Here is an 11,560-nt window from a genome sequence, read left to right as displayed (position 1 = left end):
TCGTTCCCCAGCGCACGAATTGCGCTGCGATAGAGATCAGCCGCGCAGGACCATGGCCACGGCGCAGGCAGCCGTGGCCGGCAGGCGCAAATGATCGTGGATAAGGGCCACGCGTGCGGGGGTGTAGTACCCCTCCTCGTGCAGGATGTTCATGGTGGCGATCACGCGCCCGCCCAGGATGAGCGGCAGGTTCACGACCGATCCACAGCCCAGCTTGCCGATGAGTTCGGCGTCGGGAAAGACCGTGTCGATGTCGGCCAAGGTGTTGGATACGAAAGGTTCCTGCCGTGTCAGCACCTGCTCGAACCAGCGGTTCGGTTCGATCGGCTTCTCGCCGGACGTCGGGTAGTGCTCGGCGTCGTCGGTATAGGCGCGGCGGGCCACCATGGCATGGGTATCGGCTGTCATCACGGTGAACAGCTTCGCGCCAACCGTGGCTTTCACCAGAGCGCACAGCGCGTCGAAGGCACCCTTCTCGGTCGTGGCGGAGGACAGGGCCGCGTTGAAATCGGCGAGCGTGGCGGTTCTATCGGTCATGCAGTGTCCTTGGTCTTCAGTGCAGCCGCCACGGCGGGATCGGCATCGGGGTTCCCGCCGGAGGCGGCGTAGAGGTCGCGTGTGTAGGGATCGGCGAAACTGCCGTCATAGAGGGCTGTCTTCGGGGCGATCTCGACGATGCGGCCCTTGTTCATCACCGCCATGCGGTCGCACATGAAGCTGACCACCGGCAGGTTGTGGGTGACCATCAGGTAGGTCAGCCCCTGCTCGCGGCGCAATCGTTTCAGCAGGTTCAGGATCTCGGCCTGAACCGACACGTCGAGTGCCGAGGTGGGCTCGTCCAGCAGCATCACCTGCGGCTCCAGCATCAGGGCGCGGGCGATGGCGACGCGCTGGCGCTGTCCGCCGGAGAGCTGGTGCGGAAAGCGGAAGCGGAACCGGCGGTCGAGGCCCACGGCCCCCAGCATCTCGACCACCCGCGCGCCGCGGTTGCCGATCCCGTGGATCGCCAGCGGCTCGCTCAGGACGGTGTCGACGGTCTTGCGCGGGTGCAAGGAGGCATAGGGATCCTGGAAGACCATCTGGCAGACCTCCGAAAAGGCCCGGTCGGTTCCATGCCCACGCGGTTTGCCCAGCACGGAGATCTCCCCGGTCCACTCGGGCGCGAGCCCCGCGATCGCCTTCAGGACGGTCGATTTGCCGGACCCGCTTTCGCCGACCAAGGCGAAGCTCTCGCCGCGGGCGACGTCGAAGGTCGCGCCCCGCACCACCTTCGTGTCGCCGTAGGAGATGTCGAGATCCTGCAAAGAGATGGCCGGTGTGCTCATGTGCCCGCTCCTTCGGTCCGGTCCAGCACCGGCAGCGTCGCGCGGGTTTCCTGCATCCGGGGCTGCGCCGCCAGCAGTCCGCGGGTGTAGGGATGGGTCGCCTCGTGCAGATCGCGCGCCGCGCAGGTCTCGACCACCTCGCCGCCGTTCATCACCACGATGCGGTCGCAGTAGCGCGACACGAGGTTCAGGTCGTGGCTGATCAGGATCAGGCCCATGCCGTTGCCGGTCACCAGTTCCTGGATCAGGTCCAGAACCTGCGCCTGCACCGAGACGTCCAGTGCCGAGGTCGGCTCGTCCGCGATCAGAAGCTGCGGCCGCGGGATCAGCATCATGGCGATCATCACCCGCTGGCCCATGCCGCCCGAAACCTCGTGCGGATACATCTTCGCCACCCGCTCGGGGTCGTTGATGCGCACGCTCGTCAGCATCTCGATTACCCGGGCGTTCAGGTCGCGCCGGGGCAGTTTCTCGTGCACCCGAAGCGCCTCGGCGATCTGCTGGCCGATGGTCATCACCGGGTGGAGCGAGAACTTCGGATCCTGCATGATCATCGAGATCCGCGCCCCGCGGATCGCGCGCATCTGGCGGTTCCCCTGTGCCATGAGGTCGAGACCGTCGAAGCGCAGGGTCTTCGCTGTCTGACGTCCGGGCGCGCGGATCAGGCGCAGGATCGAACGGCCGGTCATCGACTTGCCGGATCCGCTTTCGCCCACGATGCCCAGCCGTTCCTCGCGTCCCAGCGTCAGGGACAGGCCCTTCACGACCTCCACCGGCCCCGTGGGGGTGGCGAAGCTGACGCGCAGGTCCTCGATCTCCAGAAGCGGTGCGCGGGTCATTTCTCGCCTCCCTGCTTGGGGTCCAGCACGTCGCGCAAGCCGTCGCCCAGGAAACAGAATCCCAGGGAAACGAGGATGATCGCAAAGCCCGGCATCGTCGCGACCCACCATTGGTCGAGGATGAACGTCCGCCCGCGGGAGATCATCGCCCCCCATTCGGGCAGCGGCGGTTGCGCGCCCAGGCCCAGAAAGCCCAGTCCCGCGGCGGTCAGGATGATGCCCGCCATGTCCAGCGTGACCCGGACGATCATCGACGACGTGCACAGCGGCAGCACGTGGCGGAAGATGATCCGCCCGTGCGAGCCGCCGACGAGGCGGACGGCCTGGATGTATTCCGAATTGCGGAAGGTCAGCGTCTCGGCCCGGGCAATGCGCGCATAGGCGGGCCAGGCGGTGATCGCGATGGCGATGATCGCATTCTCGATCCCCGGGCCGAGTGCGGCGACGAAGGCCAGCGCCAGGATGAGCTTGGGCAGCGAGAGAAAGACGTCCGTCAATCCCATGAGGATCCGGTCGATCCAGCCGCCGAAATAGCCGGCCACCGCCCCGATGATCAGACCCAGCGGGGCCGAGATCACGGCCACCAGTGCCACGATCAGCAGCGTGATGCGTGCGCCATAGACGACGCGGCTGAAGATGTCGCGTCCCAGCTCGTCGGTGCCCATCCAATGCGCGGCGGATGGCGGCAGCAGGCGCGCGGACAGGTTCTGTCCCACGGGGCTTTCCGGTGCGATCCAAGGCGCGAAGAGCGCGGTCGCGAGCAGCAGCAGCACGATCAGCAGCCCCGCCACCGCCAGCGGATTGCGCAGCAGCGCCGTCGTCATCCGCCAGGCGCGGCCCAGGTTGGCCTGCATGAGCGTGGCGGGGCTGTCGTCCAGAAGCCAGTCTCGGGTCAGCATCAGCGGCTCCTGGGGTCGAGGACGCGGTAGAGCACGTCGGATATCTTGTTGATCAGGATGAAGACCGCGCCGATGACCAGCGTGGCCCCCAGCACGGCGTTCATGTCGGCGTTGAGCAAAGCGACGGTGAGGTAGTTGCCGATGCCGGGCCAGCTGAAGACCGTCTCGATCATGACGGAGCCTTCGAGCAGTGCGGCGTAGGACAGGCCGATCACGGTGATCAGCGGCACGCGGATCGGCTTGAAGGCATGCACCCAGATCACCCGCCATTCGGGGACGCCCTTCACCCGCGCGGTGGTGACGAACTCCTGGCTCAACTGATCCAGCATGAAGCTGCGTGTCATCCGCGCGATGAAGGCGAGCGAGAAGAAGCCCAGGATCGTGGCCGGCAGCACGAGGTGCGACAGCGCGTTTCGAAAGACGTCCCAGTCACCCGCCAGGGCGGCGTCGATCAGCATGACGTTCGTGCGCGCCGGCACCAGCCCCTGGTAGAAGATGTCGAGCCGCCCCGGCCCCGCGACCCAGCCAAGGCCCGCGTAGAAGAAGGCAAGGCCCACGAGGCCCAGCCAGAAGGCCGGCACCGAATAGCCCAGCAGCGCGAAGACGCGCATCACCTGGTCTACCCATTCTCCGCGCCGCGTCGCGGCCCAGACCCCCGCCGGCACGCCCAGCACGATCCCGATGAGGATGCCCAGCGTGGCCATCTCCAGCGTCGCGGGGAACACCCGCAACAGATCCTCGGCCACGGGGCGATTGGTCGAGATCGAGCGGCCCAGGTCGCCCTGCATCACCGACCAGACGTAGTCGAAGAACTGCACGATCAGCGGCCGGTCGAGCCCCATGGCCACGCGAGCGGCATCGTATTGGGCCTGTGTCGCGCGATCCCCGACCACCGAAAGGACGGGGTCGATGGGCACCACGCGGCCGATGAAGAAGGTGATGGCCAGAAGGCCCAGAAAGGTCAGCGCGGTGACCACGGCGAAACCACCCAGGCCCCGCATCGTACGCACCGTCCGGACGGCCATTTTAGCTTCTGTCGCCAAGGTTTCCGCCTCCTTCGGCATCATTCGAGCGCCTTGCGTTCCCCCGTCTTACAAAAAATTTTTGCCATAGTAAAAATTTTTTTGTAGCCTTGCCTGGACAGCCGCAGGAAGGACGCGCGATGGCGCAGGGTGAAAGACAGGGCAGACACAAGGCCGACCGTCCGCTCGGGCCGCTGATCCGCAAGCGGCGCAAGCAGCTGGGGCTGACGCTGCAGGCGCTTTGCGACACGGCGGGCGTGTCCGTCGGCTACCTCAGCCAAGTGGAACGCGACAATGCCACCCCCTCCTTGGGAACGCTGGCGCAGATCGCGGCGGCACTCGACGTGACGCTGGAATATTTCGTCGCCACCCCCGTCCCCGCCGACAGCCTGACCCGGGCGGACACCCGGCCGCAGTTCTCGCTGAACGACTCTTCCATCGGCTACGAGAACCTGGCCGCGGATTTCCCCGGCGCCGAACTGTCGAGCTATATCCTGCATGTGCCCGTCGGATACGTCTCCGAAGTGGTCAGCCACGACGGCGAAGAGATCATCTACATCCTCGACGGCGAGATCGAACAGATGCTCGACGGAGAGGTCATCACGATGAAGGCGGGCGACAGCCTGCACTACAGCGGGCTGCGACCGCATTCCTGGACCAACCCCACCGACAAGCCCGTCCGGATCCTCTGGACGGGAACCCTGGCCGTGCTGAATCGCAAGGGCGGGATAAGACTGCCGGAAATGGCGCAGCTGGACAGCTGATCCACGCCATCCCGGTGCAACGAAACCAACAAGGAGAGTCCCATGAACATGTTGAAACCCGCGCTGCTCGCATCGGCGCTCGCCTGGCCCATGATGGGCACGGGCGCCCTGGCCGACACGCCGGACGACGCGCTCGTCATCGCGCAGAACATCGACGACATCGTCGCGATCGACCCCGCGCAAGCCTACGAGTTCACCTCTGGCGAACTGGTCACCAACCTCTACGACCGCCTCGTGCAGTACGACGCGGAAGACCCCACCGTGCTGGCCCCCGGCATCGCGACCGACTGGACCACCGACGCCGAGGCGAAGACGATCACCTTCACCCTGCGCGACGACGCGGTCTTCACCTCCGGCAACCCCGTCCGGGCCGAGGACGTGCTTTTCTCTTTGTCGCGGGTCATCAAGCTGAACCTGACGCCGGCCTTCATCCTGGCGCAGCTTGGCTGGACGCCCGAGAACGTGGACGACATGATCACCGCCGAGGGCAACACGGTCACGGTGCGCTACGAAGGCGACTTCTCGCCCGCCTTCGTGCTGAACGTGCTGGCCGCGCGCCCGGCCTCCATCGTCGACAAGGCGCTCGTGATGGAGAACGAGGTCGACGGCGACATGGGCAACGCCTGGCTGAACGCCAATTCGGCGGGCTCCGGCCCGTTCGAGCTGACCGCCTACACGCCGGGCCAGATGGTGCGCATGGCCGCGAACGCGGATTACTTCAAGGGCGCGCCCGAGATGTCGCAGGTGATCATCCGCCACGTGGCCGAAGCCGCCACCCAGCAGCTTTTGCTGGAACAGGGCGACATCGACATGGCGCGCAACCTGACGCCCGATCAGATCGCGTCGCTTTCGGGCGATGACGTGAAGGTCGAGACCTTCCCGCAGGCTGCCGTGCACTTCTTGTCGTTCAACCAGAAGACGGACAGCCTGACCGACCCGGCCGTCTGGGAGGCCGCGCGCTACCTCGTCGACTACACCGGGATGACCGACACGATCATCAACGGCCAGATGGAGGTCCACCAGGCCTTCTGGCCGAAGGGTTTCCCCGGCTCCTACGACGAGACGCCCTTCACCTACGATCCCGAGCGGGCACGCCAGATCCTCGAGGAAGCCGGTGTCGAGACCCCGATCGAGGTGACGCTCGACGTGATCAACGCGGCCCCCTTCACCGACATGGCGCAATCGCTGCAGGCGAGCTTCGCGGACGCAGGCATCGAGTTCGAGATCTTGCCAGGCACCGGCGCGCAGGTCATCACCAAGTACCGCGAGCGGACCCACGAGGCGATGCTGCTCTATTGGGGCCCGGACTTCATGGACCCGCATTCCAACGCCAAGGCCTTCGCCTACAACTCCGACAACTCGGACGAGAACTACCAGGCCACGACCACGTGGCGGAACGCCTGGGCCGTGCCGGACGAGATGAACGAGCAGACCATGGCCGCCTTGTCGGAAAGCGATCCCGAGGCGCGCCTCGACATGTATCGTGACCTGCAGGCCAAGGTGCAGGAAAGCTCTCCCATCGTGATCATGTTCCAGGCCTCCTACGAGGTGGCGATGGGCGCCGATGTTTCGGGCTACGTGAATGGGGCCACGTCCGACTTCGTCTACTACCGGTTGGTCGAGAAGGAATAATCCGCCCACCATCCGCAAGACCATGGGGTCGCCGGTGCGCCGGCGGCCCGTTTCTTTGAAGGAGACCGACATGTCCGATCCGATGCAGGCCGAAACGCGGCTGTCCCGACTGCGCGCCCGTATGAAGGAGACCGATACCGACCTGGTGGTGCTGGGGCCGTCCAGCCACATGACCTGGCTGACCGGGTTGAACCCGCACGGCGACGAGCGGCCCGTCATGCTGGTGATCGGTGCTGATCACGCGGGCATCCTCATGCCCGCGCTGAACGCGGCCATGGCGGGCCAGGTCACCTCCCTGCCCCTCTTCACCTGGAGCGATGCCGATGGCCCCCGGGCCGCACTCGACGCGCTGCTGGACGCCAGCGACGCCCGCCGCCCCGGCCTGTCCGTCGTCATCGACGAGACGATGCGCGCCGACTTCGCGCTGCTGCTGCTGGACAGCCTCGAGGCGCCGCGCCGACGTTTCACCGGAGACACTGTCGGCCTTCTGCGGACCCGCAAGGACGACGAGGAGGCCGCGCGCATCAAGGCGTCCCATCTGCTCAACGACGCCGCGGTGGAGGCGGCCTTCGCCGCCCTCACCCCTGGCATGACAGAGGTCGAGGTCGTCGACCTGATCGCGCAGCACTACAAGGCCAACGGTGCCGGCACCGCGTTCTGCTCCGTCTGCTTCGGCGAGAACGGGGCCTTCCCGCACCACCACCCCGGCCAGACCGCCTTGGCCGAGAACATGGCGGTGCTCATCGACACCGGCTGCGTGCTGAACGGATACCCCTCGGACATGACGCGCTGCCGCTGGTTCGGATCCGACCCGGACCCGGAGTTCCTGAAGGTCCGCGACCTGGTCGAGATGGCGGTGCAGGCCGCGCTGTCCGCGGCGAAGGTCGGCGCCCCGGCCCGCGCCGTCGATGCCGCCGCGCGCGACGTCATCACCAAAGGCGGCTACGGCGATCACTTCCCCCACCGGGTCGGTCACGGCCTGGGGATCGACCTGCACGAACCGCCATACATCACCGGCACCTCCGACGTGGCGCTGGAGGCAGGCAACGTCTTCTCGATCGAGCCGGGCATCTACCTCGACGGCAAGTTCGGCCTGCGACTGGAAGAGATCGTCATCCTGCGCGAGGACGGGCCGGAGATCTTCTCCGAACTGCCGCGGATTTAAGCCGAAGCCCCGCTCGACTGAACGCAAACGCGCGCCGGACCCCGGCGCGCGTTTCGTGCTTTCGGTTGACGCGGAGATCGGGCCCCGGGACGAGAGCAGGCCCGAAATGCTCGGGCCTGCCCCCTCGGCAGGACGTGTCCTGAATACGCGTCTCTTCGCCGATCGGAGCGCGTCAGTACTTGTAGGACTGTCCGCCGTCGATGTTGACCACGGCCCCGTTGACGAAGGGGGCTTCGCCGGACAGCAGGAAGGCCGTCAGGGCCGCGACTTCCTCGGGCTTGCCGAACCGCTTCATCGGGTTGGCGGAGACCAGTTCCTCCCCCGCCTTCTCCCAATCGTCGCCGCCCATCTGGCGCAGCGACCCTTCGACCATGGACGTCATGATCGCACCGGGCGCGATGGCGTTGATCTGGATGCCGTACTGGCCGTATTCGACCGCGCTGTTGCGGGTCAGCCCCACGACGCCGTGCTTGCTGGCCGCGTAGCCGGACTGGTTGCCGACCCCGCGAATGCCACCGACGGAGGCGGTGTTCACGATCGCGCCGGAGCCTTGTTCACGCATCACCTTCAGGACTTCCGCCATGCCGTAGAACACGCCATCTAGGTTGATCGAGACGACCTTCTCGAACTCGTCGGCGCCGAAATCCTCGGTCAGGTTCTGCTTTCCCTCGATCCCGGCATTGTTGAAGAAGCCGTCGATGCGACCGAACTTGTCCATCGTCTTGGCCACGTAGGATTTCACATCGTCGAGCGAGGCCACGTCTGCCTTCACCGTCAGGACGTCGCCGCCCAGCTTGTCCGCCAGAGCGGTCAGCGCCTCTTCGTTGAGATCCACGAGAGCAAGTTTCGCGCCCTCCTGCGACAGACGCTCCGCCGTCGCCTCACCGAGACCCGAAGCTGCGCCCGTGACGATCACGACCTTGTCTTCAAAACGCTTCATGATGCTCATTCCTTCTTTATTCCTGGGCTTGTCCGCGAGGACCACGTCCGCGCCGATACCTTGCAACTAATCACGTCGGCCGATGACCTAACCCCCAAAGTCGAACACCCGGATCGCGTTTTTCGCACATCGACCCGATTGACGGAATTTTCGAAGGGAGAGGCGGAGAAGATGGCGCGAGCGCTTCAGCTGGCGATCCCTTGGTTGGCTTGCTGCCTCGATCATGCGGGGGCTCCGGCAGATCGCGATCAGCGAGGTAGTGCGGCACGAGCGCATACGCTTCCGCAAGAATGGCGGCGGGTCCGGGGGCTACCGCCGCGACAAGAGTGCTGGTTCGCGACCCGTCACGCTTGCGCGCGGGCGCGGGTCGCGGAATTGAACCCCTTGCGCCTTTGCACTAAGGACGTGTCACTCAAGAGAATGAACGGCGAGCGATTTTCGAGATGCGCTTCCCCAAGCTGTCGACCCTTGGCGCATTCCTGGCGCTTTTCTTCCGCAGGCCCAAGCGTCTGCAGATGGCCGCCCTGTGCCACCGCGGCGAGGGCGCGGCGCGCGAGTATCTGCTCGTCACAAGCCGCGGCACGGGTCGGTGGATCATCCCCAAAGGCTGGCCGATCCGGGGATTGAGCTCCAACCAGACCGCCCTGCGCGAAGCCTGGGAGGAAGCCGGCGTGAGGGCGGGCCGCGCCTCCGACCAGCCGATCGGCAGCTATACTTACGACAAGTATCGCGATCACGGATTTGCCTTTCCGGTGGAGACGCTCGTCTATTCCGTCGCCGTGGACCGCATGGCCGACGAATTTCCCGAAGCCGTCGAACGCAAGCGCACATGGGTGAGCGCCGAACAGGCCGCCGAAATGGTGCAGGAACCGGAACTCAAGGCGATCATTCGCGACCAGTAGCGGTCTGGACACGAAGGCGCGCACCATGCATCCGCAAACAAGCTCGACAAGGCTGACCGCCAGACAAGGGGACATCAGATGACCAACGCCGACGGCGATCCGCGCCACCTCGACACGCTGGATCGTGACCTGGCCCGGTATTCCAACCTCGAGACGGCCACCAGCCGTGTCGGCCGCCCGATGATCGGCGTCGGCGTCTCGGTTCTCTTCGTGGTGGTCGCGGGGCTTGCCGCGATGCTCCTCTTCGGTGAGGCGAACAACCTCTACATCGTCGTGATCGCGGCCTGCCTCGGGGCCTACATGGCACTTAACATCGGTGCGAACGACGTGGCCAACAACATGGGACCCGCCGTCGGTGCCAACGCCCTGTCGATGGGCGGGGCCATCGCGATCGCCGTCATCTTCGAAAGTGCTGGCGCGCTCGTCGCGGGCGGCGATGTCGTCTCCACCATCGCCAAGGGCATCATCGAACCCGAGCGCATGGGCACCGCGAACGTCTTCGTCTGGGCGATGATGGCGGCGCTGTTGTCCGCAGCACTCTGGGTCAATCTCGCCACCTGGATCGGCGCACCGGTGTCCACCACCCATTCGGTCGTGGGCGGCGTGATGGGCGCCGGAATCGCGGCCGCCGGGATCTCTGCCGTGTCCTGGGGCACGATGTCCGGGATCGCGGCATCCTGGGTCATCTCCCCCGTGCTGGGCGGGGCGATCGCGGCATTCTTTCTCTTCGTGATCGAATCCCGGATCACCTACCGCGACGACAAGATCGCCGCCGCGCGCACCTGGGTCCCGATCCTCGTCGGCATCATGGCGGGGGCCTTCGGGACCTACCTCGCGCTGAAGGGTCTCAAGCAACTCGTCGAGATCGACTTGCCGATGGCCCTGCTGATGGGTCTTTTCATCGCGATCGTCGTCTGGCTCGTCATGATCCCGGTGATCCGCCGTCAATCGGCGGGTCTCGAAAACAGGAACAAGTCGCTCAAGGTGCTGTTCGGCATTCCGCTGATCGTCTCGGCGGCATTGCTGAGCTTCGCGCACGGGGCAAACGACGTGGCGAATGCCGTGGGACCGCTGGCGGCAATCGTGCAGGTTTCGCAGTCGGGCGATTTCACTAGCGCGTTCAGCATTCCGTTCTGGGTCATGATCATCGGGGCGTTCGGGATCTCGTTCGGGTTGTTTCTGTTCGGGCCGAAACTGATCCGCATGGTCGGCAGCCAGATCACCAAGCTGAACCCGATGCGGGCCTATTGCGTGGCTCTGTCGGCCGCGATCACCGTGATCGTCGCAAGCGCGCTGGGCCTGCCCGTCTCGTCGACGCATATCGCGGTGGGGGCGGTCTTCGGCGTGGGTTTCTACCGCGAATGGGACGCCGAGCGCCGGATCCGCAAGGCCCGCCTCGCCATGCCGGACCGGCCGCAATTCGCCCCCGAGGAACGCCGCCGCCGCAAGCTGGTGCGTCGCTCGCATTTCATGACGATCATCGCGGCCTGGGTCATTACCGTGCCGACCGCCGCGATCCTGTCCGGGACAATCCTGTTCGTCGTGATGTCGTTCACGTCCTGACCGCGCCGCGGTCACGCTTCAGGCGGTCCAGGAACGCCATCGACCGGCGCGCACGTCCCGCGTCATTCAGCGCGTAGCGGGCCCCGATTGCCGTCAGGCGGTCCGTCATGGCCAGGATCGGCGTGATCCCGATGCCGCCCGCGACGCGCGTGTCAAGCGACGCCCCCCCCGTCCAACCGGAACAGGTTCGACGGGCCGCCCTCAGGTGTTCACCGAATGCGCGAGCGAGAATCTCCGCGAGGTCTCGATCTCGTCCTCCGGCACGCCGAGGAAGTGGAGCGCCTCGTACTTGGGGGGCGAGATCTTCTTTAGCACGTTGCGCGGCGAGACAAGCACCGGATCGCGGAACACCGCCTTGAAGTCATCGTAGCGGGTGACGGCCCAGTAACCCAGTTTCGGCGCGGAGAAGACCGGTTCCTGCGCCTGCGCCCAGCCCGGGATCTCGGTGGGATCGGCCTAGTCGGCCGCGTCGAACGGATCGAACGCGCGCGCTTTCGCATCGACCTTCG

The 11,560-nt window shown here is 65.9% G+C and carries 12 protein-coding genes; 5 read left to right on the top strand and 7 right to left on the bottom strand.

The genetic code is table 11. The features are described 5' to 3' along the window. Positions 1–36 precede the first annotated feature (36 nt). Genes EU805_RS08215 through EU805_RS08195 form a run of 5 tightly spaced genes read right to left on the bottom strand, consistent with a single transcriptional unit; the run spans position 37 to position 4,088 of the window. Positions 37–537, bottom strand: a complete 501-nt coding sequence (locus EU805_RS08215; RefSeq protein WP_129763490.1) for a GAF domain-containing protein — start codon at positions 535–537, stop codon at positions 37–39. After that, positions 534–1,325 carry an ABC transporter ATP-binding protein gene (locus tag EU805_RS08210; RefSeq protein ID WP_129763489.1) on the bottom strand — a complete coding sequence of 264 codons (792 nt, stop codon included), beginning with the start codon at positions 1,323–1,325 and terminating at the stop codon, positions 534–536. Before EU805_RS08210 ends, EU805_RS08215 begins: the two co-directional genes overlap by 4 nt. Next, positions 1,322–2,164 carry an ABC transporter ATP-binding protein gene (locus EU805_RS08205; RefSeq protein ID WP_129763488.1) on the bottom strand — a complete coding sequence of 281 codons (843 nt, stop codon included), beginning with the start codon at positions 2,162–2,164 and terminating at the stop codon, positions 1,322–1,324. Before EU805_RS08205 ends, EU805_RS08210 begins: the two co-directional genes overlap by 4 nt. After that, the gene (gene nikC / locus EU805_RS08200; RefSeq protein WP_129763487.1) at positions 2,161–3,063 is read right to left on the bottom strand and encodes a nickel transporter permease; all 903 of its coding nucleotides are present in this window, start codon (positions 3,061–3,063) and stop codon (positions 2,161–2,163) included. The genes EU805_RS08205 and nikC overlap by 4 nt, the downstream gene beginning before the upstream one ends. Continuing rightward, complete coding sequence (locus EU805_RS08195) at positions 3,063–4,088, bottom strand: ABC transporter permease (protein ID WP_129763486.1); 1,026 nt, start codon at positions 4,086–4,088, stop codon at positions 3,063–3,065. The genes nikC and EU805_RS08195 overlap by 1 nt, the downstream gene beginning before the upstream one ends. Before the next feature lie 137 nt (positions 4,089–4,225). Here EU805_RS08195 and EU805_RS08190 point away from each other — a divergent pair, with 137 nt between their 5' ends. From EU805_RS08190 to EU805_RS08180, 3 genes are all read left to right on the top strand, one after another. Next, a complete protein-coding gene (locus EU805_RS08190) occupies positions 4,226–4,849 on the top strand; it encodes a helix-turn-helix domain-containing protein (RefSeq protein ID WP_129763485.1) in 624 nt (207 codons plus the stop codon). Positions 4,850–4,891: 42 nt separating this feature from the next. Further along, positions 4,892–6,481: an ABC transporter substrate-binding protein gene (locus tag EU805_RS08185; protein WP_129763484.1), complete on the top strand. Its 1,590-nt coding sequence runs from the start codon at positions 4,892–4,894 to the stop codon at positions 6,479–6,481. 70 nt (positions 6,482–6,551) lie between these two features. After that, positions 6,552–7,646: a Xaa-Pro peptidase family protein gene (locus tag EU805_RS08180; protein ID WP_129763483.1), complete on the top strand. Its 1,095-nt coding sequence runs from the start codon at positions 6,552–6,554 to the stop codon at positions 7,644–7,646. A gap of 172 nt (positions 7,647–7,818) precedes the next feature. Here the strand turns inward: EU805_RS08180 and EU805_RS08175 are convergent, their stop codons facing one another. Further along, the gene (locus tag EU805_RS08175) at positions 7,819–8,586 is read right to left on the bottom strand and encodes a glucose 1-dehydrogenase (RefSeq protein WP_129763482.1); all 768 of its coding nucleotides are present in this window, start codon (positions 8,584–8,586) and stop codon (positions 7,819–7,821) included. A 443-nt stretch (positions 8,587–9,029) separates the two neighbouring features. Between EU805_RS08175 and EU805_RS08170 the strand changes: the two genes are divergently transcribed. Together EU805_RS08170 and EU805_RS08165 are read left to right on the top strand one after the other, a co-directional pair. Beyond that, positions 9,030–9,488 (top strand): NUDIX hydrolase, encoded by a 459-nt coding sequence (locus tag EU805_RS08170; RefSeq protein ID WP_242494098.1) that lies wholly within the window; start codon positions 9,030–9,032, stop codon positions 9,486–9,488. A 78-nt stretch (positions 9,489–9,566) separates the two neighbouring features. Beyond that, positions 9,567–11,051, top strand: coding sequence for an inorganic phosphate transporter (locus EU805_RS08165; protein ID WP_129763481.1), 1,485 nt, complete (start codon positions 9,567–9,569; stop codon positions 11,049–11,051). A gap of 201 nt (positions 11,052–11,252) precedes the next feature. Here EU805_RS08165 and EU805_RS17430 read toward each other — a convergent pair whose 3' ends face one another. Then, the gene (locus EU805_RS17430; protein ID WP_165351914.1) at positions 11,253–11,402 is read right to left on the bottom strand and encodes a hypothetical protein; all 150 of its coding nucleotides are present in this window, start codon (positions 11,400–11,402) and stop codon (positions 11,253–11,255) included. Positions 11,403–11,560: the final 158 nt, after the last annotated feature.

Source organism: Salipiger sp. IMCC34102 (genome assembly GCF_004145405.1).
Taxonomy (GTDB): domain Bacteria; phylum Pseudomonadota; class Alphaproteobacteria; order Rhodobacterales; family Rhodobacteraceae; genus Loktanella.
The sequence above is the reverse complement of the archived record's forward strand: the minus strand, read 5'-3'. Positions and strand labels throughout refer to the sequence as shown.

What these genes read in the sequence shown, in the direction of transcription:
- EU805_RS08170 (WP_242494098.1), top strand. Translation starts at nt 9,030, where the DNA reads ATGCGCTTCCCCAAGCTGTCGACCCTTGGCGCATTCCTGGCGCTTTTC.
- EU805_RS08195 (WP_129763486.1), bottom strand. Translation starts at nt 4,088, where the DNA reads ATGGCCGTCCGGACGGTGCGTACGATGCGGGGCCTGGGTGGTTTCGCC.
- nikC (WP_129763487.1), bottom strand. Translation starts at nt 3,063, where the DNA reads ATGCTGACCCGAGACTGGCTTCTGGACGACAGCCCCGCCACGCTCATG.
- EU805_RS08205 (WP_129763488.1), bottom strand. Translation starts at nt 2,164, where the DNA reads ATGACCCGCGCACCGCTTCTGGAGATCGAGGACCTGCGCGTCAGCTTC.
- EU805_RS08165 (WP_129763481.1), top strand. Translation starts at nt 9,567, where the DNA reads ATGACCAACGCCGACGGCGATCCGCGCCACCTCGACACGCTGGATCGT.
- EU805_RS08180 (WP_129763483.1), top strand. Translation starts at nt 6,552, where the DNA reads ATGTCCGATCCGATGCAGGCCGAAACGCGGCTGTCCCGACTGCGCGCC.
- EU805_RS08215 (WP_129763490.1), bottom strand. Translation starts at nt 537, where the DNA reads ATGACCGATAGAACCGCCACGCTCGCCGATTTCAACGCGGCCCTGTCC.
- EU805_RS08175 (WP_129763482.1), bottom strand. Translation starts at nt 8,586, where the DNA reads ATGAAGCGTTTTGAAGACAAGGTCGTGATCGTCACGGGCGCAGCTTCG.
- EU805_RS08190 (WP_129763485.1), top strand. Translation starts at nt 4,226, where the DNA reads ATGGCGCAGGGTGAAAGACAGGGCAGACACAAGGCCGACCGTCCGCTC.
- EU805_RS08210 (WP_129763489.1), bottom strand. Translation starts at nt 1,325, where the DNA reads ATGAGCACACCGGCCATCTCTTTGCAGGATCTCGACATCTCCTACGGC.
- EU805_RS08185 (WP_129763484.1), top strand. Translation starts at nt 4,892, where the DNA reads ATGAACATGTTGAAACCCGCGCTGCTCGCATCGGCGCTCGCCTGGCCC.